Source organism: Streptomyces sp. NPDC003379, assembly GCF_053589195.1.
Genome location: NZ_JBSFRK010000047.1, coordinates 1 through 22,921, shown reverse-complemented (window position 1 = coordinate 22,921; position 22,921 = coordinate 1). Strand labels below are relative to the sequence as shown.

At 68.8% G+C, this 22,921-nt stretch carries 19 protein-coding genes; 10 read left to right on the top strand and 9 right to left on the bottom strand.

Annotated features, from left to right (window positions below):
* Positions 1–54: 54 nt before the first annotated feature.
* Positions 55–1,185 carry a DNA polymerase III subunit beta gene (gene dnaN / locus ACWDVB_RS32900; RefSeq protein WP_451518334.1) on the bottom strand — a complete coding sequence of 377 codons (1,131 nt, stop codon included), beginning with the start codon at positions 1,183–1,185 and terminating at the stop codon, positions 55–57.
* Positions 1,186–2,051: 866 nt separating this feature from the next.
* Complete coding sequence (gene dnaA / locus ACWDVB_RS32895; protein WP_451518335.1) at positions 2,052–3,950, bottom strand: chromosomal replication initiator protein DnaA; 1,899 nt, start codon at positions 3,948–3,950, stop codon at positions 2,052–2,054.
* Between the two features lie 366 nt (positions 3,951–4,316).
* Here dnaA and rpmH point away from each other — a divergent pair, with 366 nt between their 5' ends.
* From rpmH to ACWDVB_RS32850, 9 genes are all read left to right on the top strand, one after another.
* Positions 4,317–4,454 (top strand): 50S ribosomal protein L34, encoded by a 138-nt coding sequence (rpmH, locus tag ACWDVB_RS32890; protein ID WP_006381191.1) that lies wholly within the window; start codon positions 4,317–4,319, stop codon positions 4,452–4,454.
* Positions 4,455–4,475: 21 nt separating this feature from the next.
* Positions 4,476–4,847, top strand: a complete 372-nt coding sequence (gene rnpA, locus ACWDVB_RS32885; protein ID WP_451518336.1) for a ribonuclease P protein component — start codon at positions 4,476–4,478, stop codon at positions 4,845–4,847.
* Complete coding sequence (gene yidD / locus ACWDVB_RS32880; RefSeq protein ID WP_451518337.1) at positions 4,844–5,200, top strand: membrane protein insertion efficiency factor YidD; 357 nt, start codon at positions 4,844–4,846, stop codon at positions 5,198–5,200. The genes rnpA and yidD overlap by 4 nt, the downstream gene beginning before the upstream one ends.
* 3 nt (positions 5,201–5,203) lie before the next feature.
* Positions 5,204–6,505 (top strand): membrane protein insertase YidC, encoded by a 1,302-nt coding sequence (gene yidC, locus ACWDVB_RS32875; RefSeq protein ID WP_451518338.1) that lies wholly within the window; start codon positions 5,204–5,206, stop codon positions 6,503–6,505.
* 14 nt (positions 6,506–6,519) lie between these two features.
* A complete protein-coding gene (locus ACWDVB_RS32870) occupies positions 6,520–7,035 on the top strand; it encodes a Jag family protein (protein ID WP_451518339.1) in 516 nt (171 codons plus the stop codon).
* 100 nt (positions 7,036–7,135) lie between these two features.
* Positions 7,136–7,855, top strand: coding sequence for a 16S rRNA (guanine(527)-N(7))-methyltransferase RsmG (rsmG, locus tag ACWDVB_RS32865; protein ID WP_451518340.1), 720 nt, complete (start codon positions 7,136–7,138; stop codon positions 7,853–7,855).
* Positions 7,856–8,141: 286 nt separating this feature from the next.
* Positions 8,142–9,218, top strand: a complete 1,077-nt coding sequence (locus ACWDVB_RS32860) for a ParA family protein (protein ID WP_451518352.1) — start codon at positions 8,142–8,144, stop codon at positions 9,216–9,218.
* The gene (locus ACWDVB_RS32855) at positions 9,215–10,342 is read left to right on the top strand and encodes a ParB/RepB/Spo0J family partition protein (RefSeq protein WP_451518341.1); all 1,128 of its coding nucleotides are present in this window, start codon (positions 9,215–9,217) and stop codon (positions 10,340–10,342) included. Before ACWDVB_RS32860 ends, ACWDVB_RS32855 begins: the two co-directional genes overlap by 4 nt.
* A gap of 307 nt (positions 10,343–10,649) precedes the next feature.
* Positions 10,650–11,267, top strand: a complete 618-nt coding sequence (locus ACWDVB_RS32850; RefSeq protein ID WP_451518342.1) for a GNAT family N-acetyltransferase — start codon at positions 10,650–10,652, stop codon at positions 11,265–11,267.
* A 113-nt stretch (positions 11,268–11,380) separates the two neighbouring features.
* On the opposite strand, the gene trxA is transcribed toward ACWDVB_RS32850, so the two are convergent.
* The 7 genes from trxA to ACWDVB_RS32815 all read right to left on the bottom strand — a co-directional run bounded on the left by trxA (position 11,381) and on the right by ACWDVB_RS32815 (position 21,212).
* Positions 11,381–11,713, bottom strand: a complete 333-nt coding sequence (gene trxA, locus ACWDVB_RS32845; RefSeq protein ID WP_451518343.1) for a thioredoxin — start codon at positions 11,711–11,713, stop codon at positions 11,381–11,383.
* Positions 11,714–11,751: 38 nt separating this feature from the next.
* On the bottom strand, positions 11,752–12,714 hold the full coding sequence (trxB, locus tag ACWDVB_RS32840) for a thioredoxin-disulfide reductase (RefSeq protein WP_451518344.1): 963 nt from the start codon (positions 12,712–12,714) through the stop codon (positions 11,752–11,754).
* A 186-nt stretch (positions 12,715–12,900) separates the two neighbouring features.
* A complete protein-coding gene (locus tag ACWDVB_RS32835; protein WP_451518345.1) occupies positions 12,901–13,857 on the bottom strand; it encodes a hypothetical protein in 957 nt (318 codons plus the stop codon).
* Positions 13,854–14,564 (bottom strand): RNA polymerase sigma factor SigM, encoded by a 711-nt coding sequence (gene sigM / locus ACWDVB_RS32830; protein WP_451518346.1) that lies wholly within the window; start codon positions 14,562–14,564, stop codon positions 13,854–13,856. Before sigM ends, ACWDVB_RS32835 begins: the two co-directional genes overlap by 4 nt.
* Before the next feature lie 65 nt (positions 14,565–14,629).
* Positions 14,630–16,345 (bottom strand): serine/threonine protein kinase, encoded by a 1,716-nt coding sequence (locus ACWDVB_RS32825; RefSeq protein ID WP_451518347.1) that lies wholly within the window; start codon positions 16,343–16,345, stop codon positions 14,630–14,632.
* A 118-nt stretch (positions 16,346–16,463) separates the two neighbouring features.
* Positions 16,464–18,815, bottom strand: coding sequence for a murein biosynthesis integral membrane protein MurJ (murJ, locus tag ACWDVB_RS32820; protein WP_451518348.1), 2,352 nt, complete (start codon positions 18,813–18,815; stop codon positions 16,464–16,466).
* A 48-nt stretch (positions 18,816–18,863) separates the two neighbouring features.
* Complete coding sequence (locus ACWDVB_RS32815) at positions 18,864–21,212, bottom strand: DUF6049 family protein (RefSeq protein WP_451518349.1); 2,349 nt, start codon at positions 21,210–21,212, stop codon at positions 18,864–18,866.
* Positions 21,213–21,405: 193 nt separating this feature from the next.
* Between ACWDVB_RS32815 and ACWDVB_RS32810 the strand changes: the two genes are divergently transcribed.
* Positions 21,406–22,848 carry a CCA tRNA nucleotidyltransferase gene (locus ACWDVB_RS32810; protein ID WP_451518350.1) on the top strand — a complete coding sequence of 481 codons (1,443 nt, stop codon included), beginning with the start codon at positions 21,406–21,408 and terminating at the stop codon, positions 22,846–22,848.
* Positions 22,849–22,921: the final 73 nt, after the last annotated feature.

Here is a 22,921-nt window from a genome sequence, read left to right as displayed (position 1 = left end):
ACTTTCGTACCTGCGTCCGAGCCTACGCCCGGACGCACGCGCACACCTGTGGGCTCAGCCGCTCAGACGTACCGGCATGATCAGGTACTTGTAGGCGTCGTCCGCCTCGGCGTCCATGGCCGGCCTGCCGCTCAGCAGCGCGGGCTTCGTCGAGGTTGTGAAGGACAGCTGGGCGACCGGGGAGTCGATCGCGCTCAGGCCGTCGAGCAGGAACGTCGGGTTGAAGGCGATGGAGATGTCGTCGCCGTCGAGCTGGGCGTCGACCCTTTCCACAGCCTGTGCGTCGTCGCTGGAGCCCGCCTCCAGGATGAGCACGCCCTGCTCGAAGCTGAGCCGCACCGGGGTGTTCCGCTCGGCCACCAGGGCGACGCGCTTGACGGCCTCCACGAAGGGGGCGGTCTCGATCACGGCCACCGAGTTGAACTCGGTCGGGAACAGCGTGCGGTACTTCGGCAGGTCGCCCTCGAGGAGACGCGTGGTCGTACGCCGCCCGGCGCCCTCGAAACCGATCAGGCCCTCGCCCGCACCGGATCCGGAGAGCGCCAGGGTGACCGTGTCGCCGCTCGTGAGCGCCTTGGCGGTGTCCAGGAGCGTCTTGGCGGGAACGAGCGCCACAGCGGACGCCTCGGGGTTCTCCGGCTTCCACAGGAACTCGCGGACCGCGAAGCGGTAGCGGTCGGTGGAGGCCAGGGTGACCGTGTCGCCCTCGATCTCGATGCGTACGCCGGTCAGCACGGGCAGGGTGTCGTCGCGGCCCGCGGCAATAGCCACCTGGGAGGCGGCGGAGGCGAAGACCTCACCGGGGACGGTGCCCGTGGCGGTCGGCATCTGCGGCAGCGCGGGGTACTCCTCCACAGGAAGCGTGTGGAGTGTGAAGCGCGAGGAGCCGCAGACCACCGTCGCCCGTACACCGTCTGTGGAGATCTCCACCGGGCGGTTGGGGAGCGCGCGGCAGATGTCCGCCAGCAGCCGGCCCGAGACGAGGACCGTGCCTTCCTCGTCGATCTCCGCGTCCACCGAGACACGTGCCGAGACCTCGTAGTCGAAGCTCGACAGGCTCAGTGCGCCTTCCTCGGCCTTCAGCAGCAGGCCTGCGAGGACGGGCGCAGGCGGCCGGGCCGGGAGGCTGCGCGCCGCCCAGGCCACCGCCTCCGCGAGTACGTCGCGTTCAACCCGGATCTTCACCTAAGCCGCCCTCCTGCTGTTGCTGGCTGCTCTCGCCCGCTGGACCTGTGGCCCTCGTCGTCTGACTCGGTGTCTCTCAGCCATGCCGTGGGAAGGACACCGGGGTCCAGTCTGACGCACGGCACTGACAGTCGGTGCCCGTCGGGGTCAAGTCGTGGCGAGCGGCGTCGGAGCCCCGGAGCGAGAGTTGTGCACAGGCCCCACTTCGAAACCATTTCCCCGGACTCTCTAGTTGGGAGTAGTAGTAGGGGCTGTGGAAACCGTGGATAACCGCGTATGCGCTGGTCAGCACCGGTTTTTTATCCACTGAGCCTGTGGGCGACGCCCGTGGAAAACCAGGTGTTTCTGTGGACGGGCGAAAGTTCTGCACACCCGATGCACAGGCAGGGGCCACTTCTCCCCAGCGCTGTCCCCAGCTTTACCCAGCTTCCCCACAGGCCAACCAGGCACCTTGGTGTGACGCCTTTCACTCGACCCGGTGAGAGGGCGCGTCACGTTGCCGAACAGTGGACAGCCGTGTGGAGAAGCCGGGAAAAGCTGGGGACAACCGAGCTGAACCTGTGGGTCGCCGGTGGACAACGTCATGCACACCCTGTGGACGGAATTTTCATCCACAGCCTGTGGACAGTCTTCGTCCACGAATCCACAACCAGTTGACCTGGCCTGATGATCCCTCAGCAGCGTCCCCTGTGGACAGCGTCTGGACAACTTTCCAGTCCCCAGGGTGTGGAAGCGAGAAAGTCCGCATATCTGTGGAGAACCCCCGTCTGAGCAGGGGAAATCGAACAGTCACGCGCGCGTGGGCGACGGGAAAGGGCGCCCCGGAGTCGTCCCGGGGCGCCCTCAGCGACGTGTCGCGGCGGCTGTCAGCCGTTCTTGATGCGGTTGGTGAGCTCGGTGACCTGGTTGTAGATGGACCGCCGCTCGGCCATCAGAGCGCGGATCTTGCGGTCCGCGTGCATGACGGTCGTATGGTCGCGGCCGCCGAACTGCGCCCCGATCTTCGGCAGGGAGAGGTCGGTCAGCTCACGGCACAGGTACATGGCGATCTGGCGGGCCGTCACCAGGACGCGGCTGCGCGAGGAACCGCACAGGTCGTCCACCGTCAGCCCGAAGTAGTCGGCGGTCGCCGCCATGATGGCCGTCGCCGTGATCTCCGGAGCCGCGTCCTCGCCGCCCGGGATCAGGTCCTTGAGGACGATCTCGGTGAGCCCCAGGTCCACAGGCTGCCGATTCAGCGACGCGAACGCCGTGACCCGGATCAGCGCGCCCTCCAGCTCACGGATGTTCCGCGAGATCCGCGACGCGATGAACTCGAGCACCTCCGGAGGGGCGTTGAGCTGCTCCTGCACCGCCTTCTTACGAAGGATCGCGATACGCGTCTCCAACTCGGGCGGCTGGACGTCGGTGATCAGCCCCCACTCGAAGCGGTTGCGCAGCCTGTCCTCCAGGGTGACCAGCTGCTTGGGCGGCCGGTCGCTGGAGAGCACGATCTGCTTGTTCGCGTTGTGGAGCGTATTGAAGGTGTGGAAGAACTCCTCCTGCGTCGACTCCTTGTCCGCGAGGAACTGGATGTCGTCGACCAGCAGGATGTCCATCTCGCGGTAGCGCTTGCGGAAGCTGTCGCCCTTGCCGTCGCGGATGGAGTTGATGAACTCGTTGGTGAACTCCTCGGAGCTCACGTAACGCACGCGCGTGCCGGGGTACAGGCTGCGGGCGTAGTGCCCGATCGCGTGCAGCAGATGCGTTTTGCCCAGCCCCGACTCCCCGTAGATGAAGAGGGGGTTGTACGCCTTCGCGGGCGCCTCGGCGACGGCGACCGCGGCCGCGTGCGCGAAGCGGTTGGACGCGCCGATGACGAAGGTGTCGAAGAGGTACTTGGGGTTGAGCCGCGCGGTCGGCTCGCCGGGGCCCGTCGCGGGCGCCGGCTGCGCGGCCAGCGGGCCGGGGGCGCCGCTCGACGAGGTGGGGCCGACCGGGCCGCCCCGGTGCACGCCGTGGCCGCCGTGCCCGACATTGCCGCGGTGGTCGCGATGATCACGGGGATCACGGGGATCACGATGGTCGCGGTGGTCCCCGGACGGCTCGGGCATGTCGTGGCGCTCGCGCCGGTCCTGCGGATCGGAACGCTGCTGCTCGTACGGCGAGCGCTCCTGCGGCGGCTGCGAGCGGTAGTCGTGCTGCGGCTGCTGGACCGGGTTCGCGTACGGATCGCGGTCGGGGAAGCCGAGCCGCTGCTGCTGCCAGCCGTAGTCGTCCTGCGGCTGCTGCTGCGGCCAGGCGCCGGGGCCCGGACGCTGGTAGTCCGGATAGGCGGGGCGCGCGGTCGGCATCTGGTCGGACCGCGAGCCGGACTGGTGCTCGTCCGAGGGGCGTCGCCCGTAACCCTCGTACGACTCACGCCCCTGACCGGAGCCGGAGGGCAGCTCGTGCTCTTCGTAGCGCTGCTGGTGCTGGATCGGCGGCGCCGGCGGGCCCGCGGGCTCACCGACGGAGTCGTCGACCGTGATGGCGATGCGGATCGGGCGCCCGCACTCGCGGCTCAGGGTCTCGCTGACCACGGGCGCGAGACGCCCTTCGAGTACGCCCTTGGCGAATTCGTTCGGTACGGCGAGCAGTGCCGTGTCGGCGACGAGAGCCAGGGGCTGGCAGCTCCTGAGCCACCGCTCGTCCTTCGCCTCGACGCCCTGCCCCCGCCCTTCACCCAGCAGATGTTCCAGAACTCGTGGCCACACTGCGGCAAGATCGGCAGGTACGTCAGCCACAGGGCACGCTCTCTCACGGGGTCCCACGAAGGTGTGGTTCTTGGGACGGAAATCGGGATGGGCAGGGGGAAGGGAACGAATCGGAGTTCAGCCAAGGTAGTCAGGGCGACGGCTGCGGTTCAAGTTGTTGTCCACAGGCTGTGCACAGTGTCTCCCTCCAGTGGCCGGTTTGACCGGATGGCGTAGCCCCGCGTACCGTGACCAGGTCGAGTTGTCGATGGCTGCTGCCGCCTGCCTCCGATGGGCAAAGATCACGATCTGTGATTGTGAAGCGGTGCACTCGGTGCGTATTCGCGAGCTTCTCGTGGGCGCACGGTGACAGCCAGGCGATGTCCCGCCACCCACAATCATTTCTGGAGCCCCCGAGTGAGCAAGCGCACCTTCCAGCCGAACAACCGTCGTCGCGCCAAGACCCACGGCTTCCGCCTGCGGATGCGTACCCGTGCCGGCCGCGCGATTCTCGCGAACCGTCGTGGCAAGGGTCGCGCCAGCCTGTCCGCCTGATCTAAGTCAGGTCATGACGTCGTGCTGCCTACCGAGCATCGGCTGAGGCGGCGCGAAGACTTCGCGACCGCGGTACGCCGAGGACGCCGGGCCGGACGCCCGCTCCTCGTCGTCCATCTACGTAGCGGCGCAACGGACCCGCACGTGCCTGGGGAGACCCTTCCCCCGACACGTGCGGGTTTCGTCGTCAGCAAGGCCGTGGGCGGCGCGGTCGTACGCAACAGCGTGAAGCGCCGGCTTCGCCATCTCATGCGCGACCGGCTGGGCTCCGTGCCCCCCGGTAGCCTGGTAGTCGTACGAGCGCTGCCCGGAGCGGGCGACGCCGACCATGCACAGCTGGCCCGAGACCTGGATGCCGCCTTGCAGCGGTTGCTGGGAGGGGGCGCGCGATGAAGTACCCACTGTTGGCCTTGATCAAGCTGTACCAGTGGACGATCAGTCCACTTCTCGGCCCGGTGTGCAAGTACTACCCGTCGTGTTCCCGCTACGGCTACCTGGCCATCGACCGGCACGGTGCGATCAAGGGAACGGCGCTCACCGCCTGGCGCGTTCTGCGGTGCAATCCGTGGTCGCTGGGCGGTGTCGACCATGTCCCGCCGCGCAAGCGCCCGCGGTGGCACGAGATGCTGCGCGCCGCCTGGCGCGAACGCAAGGGCGGGCCCTCCGCCGCAGGCGTGCCGACCGGGGTTCTCCCCCCGGCCACGGCCGCCGAGACCGAGACCCCGTCCCATGCTCAAGGAGCTTGATTAGTGGACACGATTGCCAGTCTCTTCAGCTTTATCACGACACCAGTCTCGTGGGTCATCGTCCAGTTCCACTCGGTGTACGGGAAGATCTTCGGTCCCGACACGGGCTGGGCCTGGGGCCTGTCCATCGTGTCCCTGGTGATCCTGATCCGTATCTGCCTGATCCCGCTCTTCGTGAAGCAGATCAAGGCCACTCGGGCCATGCAGACCCTGCAGCCCGAGATGAAGAAGATCCAGGAGCGCTACAAGAGCGACAAGCAGCGCCAGTCCGAAGAGATGATGAAGCTGTACAAGGAGTCGGGTACCAACCCGCTCTCCTCGTGCCTTCCCATCCTGGCGCAGTCGCCGTTCTTCTTTGCCCTGTACCACGTGCTGAACGGCATTGCGACGGGCAAGGAGATCGGCGTCATCGACGGCCCGCTCCTGGAGAGTGCGCGTAAGGCGCACATCTTCGGTGCGCCGCTGGCGGCGAAGTTCACGGATGGCGCCGACAAGGTCGCCTCGCTCGGTGCCTCTCTCACGGACGTCCGTGTCATCACGGCGGTCATGATCGTCCTGATGTCGGCCTCGCAGTTCTTCACGCAGCGCCAGCTGATGACGAAGAACGTGGACACGACGGTCAAGACGCCGTTCATGCAGCAGCAGAAGATGCTGATGTACGTCTTCCCGATCATGTTCGCCGTGTTCGGCATCAACTTCCCCGTCGGTGTCCTCGTCTACTGGCTGACCACCAACGTGTGGACCATGGGTCAGCAGATGTTCGTGATCCGCAGGAACCCGACGCCGGGCTCCAAGGCGCAGGAGGCCTTCCTGGAGCGTCTGCAGAAGCAGGTCACGCACCACAAGAAGGTGCGGGGGCGTGGCAACACGAACGTCATCAAGGCGATCGTCGCCAAGGGCCGTGACCGCAACGACTTCGAGCGCAAGTTCATCAACAGCCTGACCAAGGCGGGCCTCGCGGCCCAGGCCGACGGCACCGTGGTGGAGAGCGAGTCCACCGTCGCCACAGTCACCGAGGACGGAGCCACGGTCGCGGGGGCCCCGAAGCGCCAGCAGCCCAAGCGTCAGAGCAAGGCCAAGCGCCAGACCGCCATCACGCAGGGCACCGCCAAGGCGGAGGCCGAAGAGGGGCCCAAGACGTCGCTGGAGAAGGTTCAGGACGAGCCTGAGGACGCCGCCCCGGCCAAGCCGACGGGCAGCAACACGACGGGCAACAAGCCCGGCTCCGGTACGCGCAGCAAAGCCAAGTCGGGACAGCAGCGCAAGGGCCAGCAGCGGCCCAAGCACCCGTCCTCCAAGAAGTAGAAGGAGTCCATCCAGTGACGGAAGGCACCACCACCTCCGCCGCAGCCGAGGCCGGCGACACTCTCACCCGCCTCGAGCAGGAGGGCGAGATCGCGGCGGACTACCTCGAGGGTCTGCTGGACATCGCCGACCTCGACGGCGACATCGACATGGACGTCGAGGCCGACCGGGCCGCTGTCTCCATCGTCAGCGACACCGCAAGCCGTGACCTGCAGAAGCTGGTCGGCCGTGACGGCGAGGTCCTGGAGGCCCTCCAGGAGCTCACGCGTCTCGCCGTGCACCGCGAGACCGGTGACCGCAGCCGCCTGATGCTGGACATCGCGGGCTACCGTGCCCAGAAGCGCGAGGAGCTCTCGGAGCTCGGCGCCAAGGCCGCGGCCGACGTCAAGAGCTCCGGCGAGCCGGCCAAGCTCAAGCCGATGACGCCGTTCGAGCGCAAGGTCGTGCATGATGCGGTCAAGGCCGCCGGTCTGCGCAGCGAGTCCGAGGGCGAGGAGCCGCAGCGCTTCGTCGTCGTACTCCCCGCCTGAGCGGCACCGCGTACATCCGGCCCCGTCTGTTCACAGGCGGGGCCGGACTTTGTCAGCCCGATAGTCAGCCACCCCAGTGCGGTACGGAAGGACGGTCCCCGTGACGGAGGCAGCGGAGCTTCCCCCGGCGCCTGAAGAGGCCCGGACGGTATTCGGCGATCGCTACGCGGACGCGGTCCGGTACGCGGAGCTGCTCGCCGATGCGGGAGTGCAGCGAGGCCTGATCGGACCCCGGGAAGTGCCCCGGCTCTGGGAGCGGCATCTGCTGAATTGCGCGGTGCTGTCCGAGGTCGTGCCCGAGGGCGTCACGGTGTGCGACGTCGGTTCTGGCGCCGGACTCCCCGGCATCCCGCTGGCCCTCGTCCGCCCGGACCTCAAGATCACGCTCCTTGAGCCACTGCTGCGGCGCACGAACTTCCTCACCGAGGTCGTCGAGCTGCTCGGCCTCGACCATGTGACGGTTGTACGGGGCCGCGCCGAGGAAGTTCTCGGCAAGCTGCCTCCCGTCCATGTGGTGACCGCGCGAGCCGTCGCCCCGCTGGACCGCCTGGCGGCCTGGGGCGTTCCCCTGCTGCGTCCGTACGGCGAGATGCTGCTCCTCAAGGGCGACACCGCCGAGGAAGAGGTCAAGGCCGCGGGGTCCGCCCTGAGCAAGCTCGGTGCGGTGGGCACCTCCGTCCTGCATGTCGGTGAGGGTGTGGTGGATCCGCTGTCCACGGTCGTACGGGTCGAGGTGGGGGAGAGCCCGGGCGGTGTGCGCTTCGCGGCGAAACGGGCCAAGGCCGCTCGCACCGGCCGCGCGCGGCGCCGCCGCGGCTGACTCGGTCACGATTGCCGCTGTGGCGGCTGATTGACGGCGAGCTGTACTCCACAAAAGCTGCCAAACGTACGCATACCGGGGTGTCGCACCAGCGGCACCCCGGCTGCCGTGCATCGTGTTTCACGTGAAACGTCGCTCACTGCTGCATGGCATCATCAGTCGCGGCCGCGCCGCGGAACCTCGCGACCGTCGACCACTTGGTTCCCTCGATAAGGGGACGGAGTTGTCCACAGAGGTGGATTCGTCCACAGAAGACCGGGCCTCGCTGGTTCACGACCCCGAAAGCATGGGAGGCTCTGTTCATTGCGAGCCTGATGTCGAGGAGAGTGAATCCTTGCGGTCCGACGCCAACATCGCGGGACCGATGACCGATCCGGTCCCCGGTCCCCGTACCGAGTCGGTGGGGGAGGATGTTTCACGTGAAACACCGACCCCGATGGACGACACCCCCATCGGTCGTGCTGCCCAACTGGCGGTCGACGCGCTCGGCCGCGCGGGCGAAGGCCTGCCACGGCCCGAGCGGACCCGCATCATGGTGGTCGCCAACCAGAAGGGCGGGGTGGGCAAGACGACGACGACCGTCAATCTCGCCGCCTCGCTCGCTCTGCACGGCGCACGCGTCTTGGTGATCGACCTCGATCCGCAGGGCAACGCCTCCACCGCTCTCGGTATCGACCATCACGCCGAAGTGCCGTCCATCTATGACGTTCTGGTCGAGAGCAAGCCGCTCTCCGATGTCGTCCAGCCGGTGCTGGATGTCGAGGGTCTCTTCTGCGCCCCCGCCACGATCGATCTCGCCGGTGCGGAGATCGAGCTGGTGTCGCTGGTGGCACGGGAGAGCCGGCTGCAACGGGCGATCCAGGCGTACGAGCAGCCGCTGGACTACATCCTGATCGACTGCCCGCCGTCGCTCGGCCTGCTGACGGTCAACGCCTTGGTGGCCGGTGCGGAGGTGCTGATCCCCATCCAGTGCGAGTACTACGCACTGGAAGGCCTCGGCCAGCTCCTGCGCAATGTCGACCTCGTGCGGGGTCACCTCAACCCGAACCTGCATGTCTCGACGATCCTGCTCACCATGTACGACGGCAGGACCCGGCTCGCCTCCCAGGTGGCGGACGAGGTGCGCAGCCACTTCGGCAGCGAGGTCCTGCGGACCAGCATCCCGAGATCGGTCCGCATCTCGGAGGCGCCGAGCTACGGCCAGACGGTGCTCACCTACGATCCCGGATCGAGCGGCGCCCTCTCCTACTTCGAAGCGGCACGCGAGATCGCGCTGCGCGGAGTCGGAGTGAGCTACGACGTCCAGCACGCCCACACGGGCGCTCAGAACGACCAGCACAGCATGACGGAGGGGATGCAGTGAGCGAGCGACGGAGAGGACTGGGGCGGGGCCTCGGCGCCTTGATCCCTGCAGCTCCTAATGAGAGGCAGATCCCGCAGAGCGCGGTGGGTGCCTCGGCCTCCCCTACGGCTGTGCCTGTGCTCACCGCTGAGCGTGGGGTCGCTGCCGCGAAGGTGACGGCACTCCCGCAGAACTCCGTTTCACGTGAAACGGCGGAACCGCCTCAGCAGACCGCGCAGGCACCGGAGAACGCGCCGGTGGCCGGTGCGCACTTCGCCGAGCTGCCGCTCGACTTCATCTCGCCCAACCCTCGGCAGCCGCGTGAGGTGTTCGACGAGGACGCCCTCGCGGAGCTGGTGACCTCCATCAAGGAGGTCGGCCTCCTCCAGCCGGTCGTCGTACGGCAGTTGGGCCCCGCGCGCTACGAGCTCATCATGGGCGAGCGGCGCTGGCGCGCCTGCCGTGAGGCGGGCCTGGAGCGCATCCCGGCGATCGTGCGGGCCACGGAAGACGACAAGCTCCTCCTGGACGCGCTGCTGGAGAACCTGCACCGTGCTCAGCTGAACCCGCTGGAAGAGGCCGCCGCCTACGACCAGCTGCTCAAGGACTTCAACTGCACCCACGACCAGTTGGCGGACCGTATCGGCCGGTCCCGTCCGCAGGTCTCCAACACGCTGCGCCTGCTGAAGCTCTCGCCGACCGTGCAGCGCAGGGTGGCCGCCGGGGTTCTCTCCGCAGGGCATGCCCGTGCGCTGCTCTCCGTCGAGGACTCGGAGGAACAGGACCGGCTCGCGCACCGGATCGTGGCCGAAGGCCTCTCGGTGCGTGCCGTCGAGGAGATCGTGACCCTCATGGGGTCGCGGCCCCAGAGCGCTCCGAAGGCCAAGGGGCCGCGTGCCGGTGCCCGGCTTTCGCCGGCTCTCACCAGCCTTGCCACCCGGCTCTCCGATCGGTTCGAAACCCGGGTGCGGGTGGATCTGGGCCAGAAGAAGGGCAAGATCGTCGTCGACTTCGCCTCTCTGGAGGACCTGGAGCGCATCCTCAGCACGCTGGCTCCGGGCGAAGGGCCTGTCCTTCAGAACGGACAAGACGAGGACGGCTCGGAGAACGCCTCGGAAGGCACTTCCGAGGACGGCAAGGCATAGCCGCAAGGGCCTGGGCTTCGTGAGGGCGGGCCGTGTCCGGTATCGACCGGACACGGCCCGCTCTTTGCTTTTTTACGGTATCGATGGAATCACTTCGTGGATACGATGCGTTCGGGTATGGCGCATCCACCTGACGGCACCTCATTGGGGAGGCGGGGGCCATGCGAACGATGAGCCGCACCGGACTGATGACCGCGGGCCTGGGGCTGGGAGCGGTCGGCGGATTCGTCGGCAGCCTGCTCCGGGAACGCAGCGCTCTGACAGCCGCCCGCAGCGCGGCGGGCGAGGAAAGTGAGGAACCGCCTTCATGGGGCGTCGGCTCGTACCGCTCACGCTGGACAACCTCCCGGACCTTCCCCAGCGCTGCCGGTCGTGTGTCTTCTGGGAGCTGGACCCGGTCAGCGGCGAGGCCGCGGTAAAGGCCGGGACACCGGAGCTGGAGAAGGAGGCGTGGATCTCCGCGGCCCTGTTGGAGTGGGGGTCCTGCGGCCGGGTCGTGTACGTCGACGACGTACCGGTGGGCTTTGTGCTCTACGCACCTCCCGCGTACGTTCCTCGGTCCACCGCGTTTCCCACGAGCCCGGTGTCCCCGGACGCCGTACAGCTGATGACGGCATGGATCATGCCCGGCTATCAGGGTCAGGGACTCGGCCGGGTGATCGTCCAGACGGTCGCCAAGGATCTGCTGCGCCGAGGGTTCAAGGCGATCGAGGCCTTCGGTGACGCGCGGTGGGAGAAGCCCGCGTGCGTGCTGCCGGCGGAGCACCTCCTGGCGGTGGGGTTCAAGACAGTCCGCCCGCACCCCGCTTATCCACGGCTGAGGCTGGAGCTGCGGACGACGCTCTCCTGGAAGGAAGACGTCGAGTTGGCGCTGGACCGACTGCTGGGAGCAGTGCAGAAGGAACCCGCGCTCCGACCGCTCTGACAGTTGCTCTTCGCTGAGGGGCCCGCACAAAAGGAATGGACCAGCCCCCGGAGGGACTGGTCCATTCGTGTTTCACGTGAAACATCGTGCCTCACGAGAAACGTCGTCGCCGACTACTCGGCGATGAAGTCCGCGAGGTCGCGTTCGAGCGCGGCCTTCGGCTTGGCGCCGACGATGGTCTTGGCCACCTCGCCACCCTGGTACACGTTCAGGGTCGGGATGGACATGACGCCGTACCTGGCGGCAATGCCGGGGTTCTCGTCGATGTTGAGCTTGACGATCTCGATCTTGTCGCCGTGCTCGGCCGCGATCGCCTCGAGGGACGGGGCGATCTGGCGGCACGGGCCGCACCAGGCAGCCCAGAAGTCCACCAGTACGGGCTTGTCGCTCTTGAGGACGTCCTCCTCGAAGGAGGCGTCGGTCACGTTCTTGAGGGTGCCGGCCACGGCAGTCTCCTTAACTTGGTGCGGTGGGGAAGAGGGGGTCAGACGGTGACAGCCGTCGCGGTCTCGCTGTCGGCGAGGGCGGCGAGGAAACGCTCGGCGTCGAGGGCGGCGGAGCAGCCGGTGCCGGCTGCCGTGATCGCCTGGCGGTACGTGTGGTCGACGACGTCGCCCGCGCCGAAGACACCGGTCAGGTTCGTCCGCGTCGAGGGCGCCTCGACCTTCAGGTAGCCCTCGTCGTCCAGCTCCAGCTGTCCCTTGAAGAGCTCCGTGCGCGGGTCGTGGCCGATCGCGATGAACAGGCCGGTCACCGGCAGCTCGGACGTCTCGCCCGTCTTGAGGTTGCGCAGCGTCAGACCGGAGAGCTTCTGCTCGCCCTTGATCTCGGCGATCTCGCTGTCCCAGATGAACTTGATCTTCGGGTCGGCGAAGGCGCGCTCCTGCATCGCCTTGGAGGCGCGCAGGCTGTCGCGGCGGTGCACGATGGTCACGGACTTGGCGAAGCGCGAGAGGAAGGTGGCCTCCTCCATCGCGGTGTCGCCTCCGCCGATCACGGCGATGTCCTGGTCCTTGAAGAAGAAGCCGTCGCAGGTGGCGCACCAGGAGACGCCGCGTCCGGAGAGAGCGTCCTCGTTCGGCAGGCCGAGCTTGCGGTGCTGGGAGCCGGTCGTGATGATGACGGCCTTCGCGCGGTGCACAGTGCCCGCGGTGTCCGTCACGGTCTTGATCTCGCCGCTGAGGTCGACGGCGACAACATCGTCGGGTACGAGCTCGGCACCGAAGCGCTCGGCCTGGGCACGCATGTTGTCCATGAGCTCAGGGCCCATGACGCCGTCCTGGAAGCCAGGGAAGTTCTCCACCTCGGTGGTGTTCATCAGCGCACCGCCCGCGGTGACGGCGCCCTCGAACACCAGCGGCTTCAGCGACGCGCGCGCGGTGTAGAGCGCCGCCGTGTAGCCGGCGGGCCCGGAGCCGATGATGATCACGTTACGGACGTCGGTCACGGCTTGATTCCTCGTCTCTGGGGACTGCTGCGTACTGCTGGTGGGTGCCTGTCTCAGGACTACTCACCCCACCCAACGGATCCTACGGGGCATGCATTCCCCGACGTGTCCACACGTACGGAGCAGCGGTGACGAAGGGGCCCCGAAGTCAGCCCAGGAATCAGCCTTGAGGCGGTCCTGGGAAGGTCAGCCCTGAGGGTAGGAGTGCGTCAGAAGGACCTTGCCCGCGCGGGGTGAGGTCTTGCCCACGCAGGTGGCGTCGACGACGTACGCGGAGACCTGGGCGGCGTCGGAGTCATGGGGCACCACGACGAGGTAGGCACGCTTGCCCTCGTACGAACCCTCCTCGGCGGCGAGCGGTGTCCTGGCACCGATGCCGCGCTGGATGCACTCCGGCACCTGGACCGTCGCCCCGCGCAGCCGGGAGTTGGCTGTCGGGGATTCCGAGCTGGAGCGGGTGTCGAAGGTCGGCTTGGACCCGTCCGACTTCTCGCCGGGTGTCTCCTTGGCGGGGCTTTCGGCGAGGAGGTCGGCCACCCGTCCCTTGAGCTTTCCCTCGGAGAAGGAGTCCGCGGTGTCCTGTCGACCGGCGGACGCGCCCGGCGAATCGCTGCCCACGGTCTGCATGAGCAGTGAGCCGAGACCGATGGCGGCCGCGGTGAAGACGGCGCCGAGCACGGCGGTACGGCGGCGAGTGCGGCGCGGGTGTCCACCGCGCCCCGGACCGGTGGCCGCGCGAGGACGCCCGGCGGGGCGGTCGGTGGATGTGCGAGAGGCGGAGACAGGCGATGTTTCACGTGAAACATGTGCCGGGGCGGGCGGCGGAGTGACGGGCGTGGGCTCGGACTCGGCCACCACGTCCGTTGTGGCAAGGCCATCGGGGGCGGTGGCGTCCAGTAGCGCTTCGGCCGCCAGAGCCGCGTCGATGCGTCCCGCGACGTCGTGGGGCATACGGGGCGGGCCGGGCAGGGTGCCGAGCAGGCCGCGGATCTCCTCCAGGGAGGCGTAGACGTCGGCGCAGAGCTCACAGCCGTCGAGATGCCGTCGAACGTCGCTCGTGCGCGAGGGGGAGAGCAGACCTTCGGTCAGGTCGGAGAGCTCGGCGACCTCCGGGTGCCCGGCCGCATCGGTCGTGGCTGTCACGCTCGCCCACCTCCGCCCTTCACAGCAGCTGAATCGCTTGGTCCTGTATCCCGTGGCCCTGCTGCCGGTGGGACGGATGTCCCCTGCGTCCGGTTCCTTCCTGAGCCGGGCCTCTCACCTCCGCCGTCCTCGCCGCTGTCCCCGTCCCGCGTGCGTGGCCCCGTACGCAGATGGGTGAGCAGCGGCAGCAGTCTGGCTCTTCCACGGGCGCAGCGGCTCTTGACCGTGCCGGTGGGCACGTCCAGGACGCGGGCGGCCTCAGCGACCGGATAACCCTGCATGTCGACCAGGACGAGAGCGGCGCGCTGGTCGTGAGGGAGTGTGCTGAGCGCTTCCTGGAGCTCTCGGTGCAGATCGCCCCGCTCGACCGGGGCGGCAGCCGATTCCTCCGGTTCCAGGAGCTGTTCGAGGCGCTCGGTGTCGTCGATCGGGGACGTCTTGCGGGACGCCGCCTTGCGGGCCCGGTCGAGGCAGGCGTTGACGGTGATCCGGTGCAGCCAGGTCGTCACGGCCGACTGCCCGCGGAAGGTGTGCGCCGCGCGGTAGGCGGAGACAAGAGCGTCCTGCACCGCGTCGGCCGCCTCCTCGCGGTCCCCCAGGGTGCGCAGCGCCACGGCCCACAACCGGTCCCGGTGGCGGCGGACGAGTTCACCGAAGGCATCCTTGTCGCCCGCGACGTGGGCGGCGAGGAGGTCCTGGTCGCTCATGTCACCATGCGCGGTGCCGTCCACCGTCGAACCCCTCCCCCAGTGAGCTTCGCCGAGCCGATCCCTCAGCCCTTGAGTCGAACGTCTGTGATGGCCTGCTTGAACCCTGCCCCGTAGTACCCGTCGCGGTCGGACCTCGGAACCGCTGTCATCCACAGGAGCACATACCGCGACTTCACGGGCTTCTTGGCCTTGATCTTCGCGGTCCTCCCCGACGTGGTGACACCGCCGATCTTCTTCATGGAGCCGATCTGCGCCGAAGGCGTCAGCGAATCCGTGGCGTACAGCGAGACCGTGGTGTGGGGCCCGCCGTACTGAAGGGCTATCGACGCCGCCGAGACGTTCTGCTCGGAGCCGAGGTCGTAGACGATACCGACACCGGGTTTGAACGGGGCGAGCTTCGGACCGTCGTTGAACGTCTTGGTGCGCCAGAGTGAGGCACGGTCCTCGTCGTACGTGTTCCCGATGCTCTCGGGATCCTGGGGGTCGCCCTTCACGACGTACTCCTGACCGCCCTTGATGCTGATCGGCTTCAGGGGCTTGGGGCGGCCCTTGTCGCCGCCGCCTTCGGTCGTCTGCGTCGTATTGGAGTCGTTGGACTTCTCGCTGTGCATGAGAGCGTCCGCGAGCTGCCAGCTGCCCAGGCCGAGCGCGGCGATGAGCAGCGCGGACACGGCCCACTTGAGGGCCTTGCCGGTGCGGCTCTGCAGCGGGGGCGGCGGAGTGGCCATGGGCTGGGTGGCGCCCGGGTGGGCCGCGGGGCGGCCGTAGGTGCCCTGCTGGTACGTGGTGCGCTGGTACTCGGGCGGGGCGGTGAAGGCGGGCTCCGGCGGGCGGATGCGGGGCATCTCGCCGATGGCCTTGACCAACTCCTCCGGCGTCGCGCACGGCGGGTCCTGGCGGGACGCGGTCGCGCCGTCGTTGACGAGCGCCCGCATGGCGAGCTCGGAGAGGCCGCGATGGACGCCCGCGCGCACCTGGTCGGGGGCGATGAGGCCGACGTCCTTGGGCAGCCCGGAGAGGCCGTAGGCGTCGTCCTCGTACGGCCAGCGCTGGGTCAGCGAGGCATACAGGAGAGCGCCGATCGCCTCCGTGTCCGTGCGCTGCGGTGTCTCGGAGCTGATGCCGCGCAGCGCGGCGTTCACGGCGAGGCCGCGGATGCGGTACTGCCCCGAGGAGGTGCGCAGCACGGCGCTCGGGGTCAGCCGCAGATGGGCGAGCCCTTCGCGGTGCGCGGCAGCCATGGCCTGGGCGACCTGACTGACGAGCTGGTACGCGTCGTGCGCCTCCAGCGGGCCCGCCGCGAGGACCGCGGTGAGTTCCGTGGCATCCGGAAGCCACTCGTGGACGACGTAGACGAGGTCGTTCTCCTCGACCGCGTCCAGGACCTGCACGAAACGCGGGTCGCCGAGGAGGGCCGAGGAGCGGGCCGCCGCGAGCACCGAGCGGGCCCGCGGGTGGTCCGCGGGCAGCAAGTGCACGCCGACGGCACGGCGGAGCTTCTCGTCCACCGCGCGCCAACTGCTGAAACCGTCCAGACGGGTGACGCACTCTTCGAGTCGGTAGCGTCTGGCGAGCTTGTGGCCGCTGTGCAGTTCTGGGGGTGAGGAGGCCCCACGGCTCATGGGCTTCTCGTTCTTCGCCGCGTCTTCGTCTGCTGCCGTGTCCCGCTCCCGGGTCTGGGCCACCCCGTCGGCCGTGGGCTGCTCCGCCTTGGCGGTCAGCGGCTCGTCACCGCTGTTGTCTGCCACGTCGACGGCAGCCGTGCTCCGTTCCGCCACCGTCGGTCCTGCCTCCCCATCCGTTGCGTTTCGTCAGACGCCGAAGCCAATTGTGCCCACAGTCCGGTGCTATGCACGACACGCGGTGGCCGGCGATGGTTGTGCGGTACTCCTCATCTCAGCGACCGAGACGGCCGCGGACCATGCCGACCATGGAATTGAGCTCCTCGATGCGCATGCGCTTGGCGGCGATGAAGAAGACACCGAGCAGTACGGCACCGCCCGCGACCAGCGCCGCCAGCGACCCGAGGATCTCCTGCCCGAGCGTCCTGGTGATGGCGTACGCGGCGCCACCGCCGAGAATCGCCGCGGGCAGTGCGGCGATGCCGAGCCTGGCATACGTACGCAGTACGCGGGAGCCGTCCAGGTCGCCGCCGAGCCGCTTCCGTAGCCGCTGCCAGGCGACGCCCACGCCGATGGCGTACGAGAGGCCGTAGACGGCGGCCATGCCGGTGACGGCCCAGCGGGTGGGCAGGATGAAGTAGCAGGCCGCGGACGCGGCGGCGTTCATGGCGGCCACGATGACCGTGTTGTAGAAGGGCGTACGCGTGTCCTCGTAGGCGTAGAAGGCACGCAGCACGACGTACTGCACGGAGTAGGGGATCAGGCCGAGGCCGAAGGCCATCAGCATGTAGCCCATGTTCGTGGCCGCGGCGCTGCCGGAGGAGCCGAAGATCAGGGTGCACATCGGGATGCCGAGCGCGACGAACCCGAAGGCGATGGGAACGATCGCGACCGCCGTCGTGCGCAGGCCCTGGGAGATGTCGTCACGGACCGAGCCGGTGTCCCCGTCCTGGGCCGAGCGGGACAGCCGGGGCAGCAGAGCCGCCATCAGGGACACCGTGATGATCGCCTGTGGGAGCCCCCAGATGAGCTGGGCGTTGGCGTAGGCGGAGAAGCCGATGCCGCTCGTCTGGCGCAGGTCGACGGTGGCGGAGGTGGCCAGCTGGGTGACGACGAGGGCGCCCGCCTGGTTGGCGAGCACGAACAGGATCGTCCACTTGGCGAGCTTGGCGGCCTTGCCCAGGCCGTGTCCCTTCCAGTCGAAGCGCGGACGCACTTTGAACCCGGTCTCGCGCAGATACGGGATCATCGCCAGGGACTGCACGACGAGACCGAGCAGGACACCGGCACCGAGGAGGCGCTCGGCCTCCGGCGGGATGCTCTCGACGGACATGTCGGACGTCGCCGCGGTCCCGTAGACCCAGATGAACATGCCCAACGTGGCGATGATGACGATGTTGTTGAGGACCGGGGTCCACATCATCGCGCCGAACTTGCCGCGCGCGTTGAGGATCTGGCCCATCACCACATGGATGCCCATGAAGAAGATCGAAGGCAGGAAGTAGCGCAGCAGCGTGGTGCCGACCTCGGTCGCCGCCGGGTCGTTGGCGACCGGGACGGACATCACTCGCACCAGATGGGGGGCCAGGACGATGCCCAGGGCGGTGAGCAGGCCGAGCGCCACCATGACGAGGGTCAGCAGGCGGTTGGCGTACGCCTCGCCGCCGTCCTCGTCCTCCTTCATGGACCGCACCAGCTGCGGCACGAACACGGAGTTGAGGCCGCCACCGACGGTGAGGATGTAGATCATCGTCGGGATCTGGTAGACGACCTGGAAGGTGTCGCCGAGCAGGCTGACGCCGAGCGCCGAGACGATCAGTGCGGAGCGGACGAAGCCGGTGAGGCGTGAGACGAGTGTGCCCGCCGCCATGACGGCGCTGGACTTCAGCAGGCTCGACGCACGGCCGCCCGACTTGGGAGCGGGTGCCGGCGCGGGTGCCGGGGGTGGCGCCGGAGCGGGGACGACCGGCTGGTCGGCGGGCGGGTAGCCACCGGTGACGGGCTGCTGGTAGCCGCCCTGGGGGTAGCCGCTCTCCTGCGGGTATCCGTTGCCTTGCGGATATCCGCCGCCTTGCGGGTAACCGTTGTCCTGCGGGTAGCCGTTGTCCTGGGGGTGGCCGCCCTGCTGGTAACCGACCTGGTGGCCGCGGTAGCCGCCGGGCTGCTGGTCGCGGTAGAGGTGCGCGAAGGCGTCCGGCTCGTGGCGCTCCTCACCGGCCTGGGTGACCAGATCGTCGACGCCCACGAACTGCGTCGTACGGGCATCGTCGCCGTACGGGAGGTGCCGGGTGGGGCCCTCCGGCTCGGGGGGCGGGGTCTGCGCCCACACGTGGGGGTCCGGGGCGTGCTCAGGGGTGGGCGGCTGGGCGTAGAGCGGCTGCTGATAGGCGCCGGGCGGCGGTGGGGGGTGTGCCGCACGGTCGTAGAGCGCTTCGGTCACCGGGTCCTGGGCGGAGAGGTCCTGCCCCCGGTAGGGATCCTGGTCGTAGGCGTCCTGGAGGTACATGTCCGACGCGGGCTGCGGCGGAACCTGCTGCCCGTGGTCGGCAGAGTCCTGAGGCGGGTCCCCGGGCGAGGCAGAGCCGCCCGAGCCCTGGCCACGGTCACCGTCGTACGGCGCGTTCATGGTTCTACCCCACCTCATCGTCCCCGGGCCCACCGGCCACGACATCGCTCAACGGTCCACTCTCTCACCCGTGTCCGATGGGTCCGTGCTTTCCGGAGCGGTGTCCGCTGACGGGTCACTCGGCTGCTCGGGGCCGTTCTCGCCGGACGCGGTGCCGGATTCGCCGTCGGGCCCCTCGTCCGGGCCCTCCTGGGCGGCCTGCTTCCGCGCCGCGCGCTTGCGCTGGGTGTACATGCGGAATCCGGCGAGGACGAGCAGCAGGAGGCCGCCGGCGATGACGAGCATCACGGTGGGGGTGACTTCGGTGACGTTGACCTCGAAGTCCACGGCGTCTCCGTAGGGCTCCCCGTCCTCCGTGTAGAGCTGGGCGTAGACCGGGACCGGGCCGTTGGCGTTGGCCGTGGTGGTGAACTTCACCGATTGTGAGTGACCGCCCGCGATCTTGACCGGGTGCTCCTCGAACTGCCCGTCGCCGATCTTCAGACGCGTGGGATTCCGCGAGTACAGGCGCAGGGTCAGGTGCTCGACGCCCTGCACCAGGTTGTTCTGCACGGACACCGGGATGGTCGCGCTGCGCCCGGAGAGCTTCGCGTCGGACCTGTCGATGAGAGACACCTGACCGGCGAGCTCGCGAAGGTAGCTCTTGACGCTGTTCTGGTAGGTGGTCGCCTCTGCCGGGCGGCCGCGCCAGGACGTGGACATCTCACGGTCTATGGCCCTCCCGAACGGGGTGACCACGCGGTCTTCCTCGCTGAGGATCACCTGGAAGCGCTCGAGCATGCTCTGCGTTCCCCTGATCGACTCGAAGGCCGACTGGGGCAGCTCCTGCTTGCGCAGCGATGCCGGGTACGACCCGGTCGACGGCACCCGGGTCGTGGCCCGCGGGTCCGGCTTCTCCTTCGCCGCGGCGGTGAGGTCCTCGGACTGTGTCCACTGCCCGCCCTGGAGGGTGCTCAGCGCCTTCTCCATGGCCTGGGCCTGGCTGGCCGTGGGCATGCGCTGCGGGGCGACCACGATGCTGCGCTGCTTGCCGGGGTCCTGCAGATTGATCATCAGGCTCTGGGCGACGAACTCCTGGACGGCGAGCGTGGAGTTCTCGGCTTCCGTCATGTCGCCCTGGAAGGCGGTGGAGAGGCGTGCGTCGGCCACCACGGCGGTCGTTCCGCCCCCGATGGGCCGGGCCGCGGTCGGCGAGTACGCCAGGCCGCCGGTCTCGCGCAGGCTGTCGCTGCGGGCGATCACGGTGTGCGCGCCCGCGGAGGTGGAGACGTCGACGACGGACGGGTCGATCGCACCCTCGGCCGGCCACGCGAAGTCCGTGCTCGGCTTGACGTGCAGGATCGTCACCACCGCCTTGGCCCCGGCGTCGGTGGCCTCCTTCAGGTGGCTGAGGGAACCGCTGACGGACCTGCCTCTGTGCGCGAGGGAGGCGAGGTCGGGGTCGGCGAAGGGCAGCGCGACGACCTTCTTGCCCTTGACGGCGGCTTCCAGGTCGTTCAGCCACTCCTTGGCCACCGCCTGGTGCTTGCCCGCCCTGCTGGTCTTCCCGTCGGGATTCTGGATCCGGTATCCCTCGGTCATCGCCTCGACGGAGGCGAGCAGGTCCGGATCGATGACCCAGGTGACGTCGAGGTCGCTGCCGAGAGCCAGGAGCTGCTGCAACCGTCCCCCCGGCGCGAGCTCGTCGGCCAGATCGTCGTTCTTGAAGACGGGCGTCTGCTGTTCGTCGGACTCCGTCTTCGCCGTGAGGTGGGTGTCGGAGATGAGCGGCCACAGATACGTCGTCTTCGTCTTCGTGTCAGCGGCCCCCGGCTGCCACGGCAGGAAGGTGCGCTCGATGCCGAGCACCTGCGGGTAGGGCTGCGCGGCGCTCTGGCCGGTGAGGGCGACGCCGAGCTGATAGACGCCGTCGGCACCGAGGTCCAGGGCCTTGACGGGCACGGAGATGCTGAAGTCCTGCCGGACGCCGGGGACGAGCTTGGCGAACTTGTCGACGTACTTGCCGCCGACCTCCGTGCCGTCGGCCCCCGGCTGGTAGCCCGTGCGCTTCGCGGCGCTGTCGATCCCGCTCCGGCCGCTGACGGTCGGCCCCACCCGCAGTCCGACCTGGGCGCCGGTCACCGTCTGCTTGCCGTTGTTCGTGACGGTGCCCGAGACGGTGAGCGTGTCGTCCTCACCGGGGGCGGTGGGGGTGAGCTCGTCCAGGGAGACATCGACGGTCCTGGAGCCGATGGCGTCGGCCGTCGCGCCCGGCATGGTGGCGTGCGCGACGGGGCCTGCGGGGGCCTGCAGGAGACCGGCCAGCAAAGGGGTACCCACCAGCAGTGCTGCGGTGCGCCGCAGCCACCGGCGGGCAGGTGAGGGGCTTGTCCCCGGGAAGTCTGCCGCCTCGGCCACGCGTTCGCCCGTCCCTCGTCGTCAGTGGTCGTCGGTTGTGCGTCCACGCATGGTAACGATGCGCGCTGTGGCGAAGTGCCGCGGACTGCTCCACGTGATCGGAAGACCCGGCCGGAGCGGCGGCGCGGGCCTTGGGCGGGCCGGTCGAAATCGGGTCCGCTTGGGGCGCCCGGGGCACGTACCCTTTTCTGTTGTGCCGAACGCCAACGAAGAAAATCCCAGCGCGCTGAGCCAGGTGCAGCGCCGCGCGGTCACCGAACTGCTGCGTGTGTCCCCTGTCGCGGACGATCTTGCCCGCCGTTTCCAGGAGGCCGGGTTCTCTCTCGCCCTGGTCGGTGGCTCGGTCAGGGACGCCCTCCTGGGCCGGCTCGGCAACGACCTGGACTTCACGACCGACGCCCGCCCCGAGGACGTACTGAAGATCGTCCGGCCGTGGGCCGACGCGGTGTGGGAGGTCGGGATCGCCTTCGGGACGGTCGGCTGCCAGAAAGAGGGCTACCAGATCGAGGTCACGACGTACCGGTCGGAGGCGTACGACAGGACCTCGCGCAAGCCCGAGGTGTCCTACGGCGACTCCATCGAGGAAGACCTCGTCCGCCGTGACTTCACCGTGAACGCGATGGCCGTGGCGCTCCCCCAGAAGGAGTTCGTCGACCCGCACGGCGGGCTCGAGGACCTGTCCGAGCGCGTCCTGCGCACTCCCGGAACGCCCGAGGAGTCCTTCTCGGACGACCCGCTGCGGATGATGCGGGCCGCGCGGTTCGCCGCGCAGCTGGACTTCGAGGTGGCGCCCGAGGTCGTCGCCGCGATGAAGGCGATGGCCGAGCGCATCGACATCGTCTCCGCGGAGCGCGTCCGGGACGAGCTGAACAAGCTCATCGTCTCCGCGTACCCGCGCAAAGGCCTCGCCCTCCTCGTCGACACGGGGCTCGCCGCGCGGGTTCTGCCGGAGCTCCCGGCGCTCCGTCTGGAGCGGGACGAGCACCACCGGCACAAGGACGTCTACGACCACTCGCTGATCGTTCTCGAACAGGCGATGGCGCTGGAGACGGACGGCCCCGACCTGACGCTGCGGCTCGCGGCGCTGCTGCACGACATCGGCAAGCCGAGGACGCGGCGCTTCGAGAGCGACGGCCGGGTCTCCTTCCACCACCACGAGGTGGTCGGTGCCAAGATGGTCAAGAAGCGCATGATGGCGCTCAAGTACTCCAACGAGCTGGTGAAGGACGTCTCGCGCCTCGTCGAGCTCCACCTGCGCTTCCACGGCTACGGCACGGGCGAGTGGACGGACTCGGCCGTACGCCGCTACGTACGCGACGCGGGACCGCTCCTGGAGCGCCTGCACAAGCTGACCCGCTCGGACTGCACGACGCGCAACAAGCGCAAGGCGAACGCCCTGTCGCGCGCGTACGACGGCCTGGAGGAGCGCATCTCCCGCCTCCAGGAACAGGAGGAGCTGGACTCGATCCGCCCCGACCTGGACGGCAACGACATCATGCAGGTCCTGGACGTCGGCCCCGGGCCGGCCATCGGCAAGGCGTACAAGTTCCTGCTGGAACTGCGGCTGGAGAACGGGCCGATGGAGCGGGACGCGGCGGTGGCGGCGCTCAAGGAGTGGTGGGCCTCGCAGGGCTGACATTCACGTAGAGGGGGGGGGGGGTTTGTGTGTTAAAAGGGGCCCCGGCGGCCCCCCCCCGACCCCGCCCGGT

What these genes read in the sequence shown, in the direction of transcription:
- yidD (WP_451518337.1), top strand. Translation starts at nt 4,844, where the DNA reads ATGAAGTACCCACTGTTGGCCTTGATCAAGCTGTACCAGTGGACGATC.
- ACWDVB_RS32860 (WP_451518352.1), top strand. Translation starts at nt 8,142, where the DNA reads ATGGGAGGCTCTGTTCATTGCGAGCCTGATGTCGAGGAGAGTGAATCC.
- ACWDVB_RS32850 (WP_451518342.1), top strand. Translation starts at nt 10,650, where the DNA reads ATGGGGCGTCGGCTCGTACCGCTCACGCTGGACAACCTCCCGGACCTT.
- sigM (WP_451518346.1), bottom strand. Translation starts at nt 14,564, where the DNA reads ATGAGCGACCAGGACCTCCTCGCCGCCCACGTCGCGGGCGACAAGGAT.
- murJ (WP_451518348.1), bottom strand. Translation starts at nt 18,815, where the DNA reads ATGAACGCGCCGTACGACGGTGACCGTGGCCAGGGCTCGGGCGGCTCT.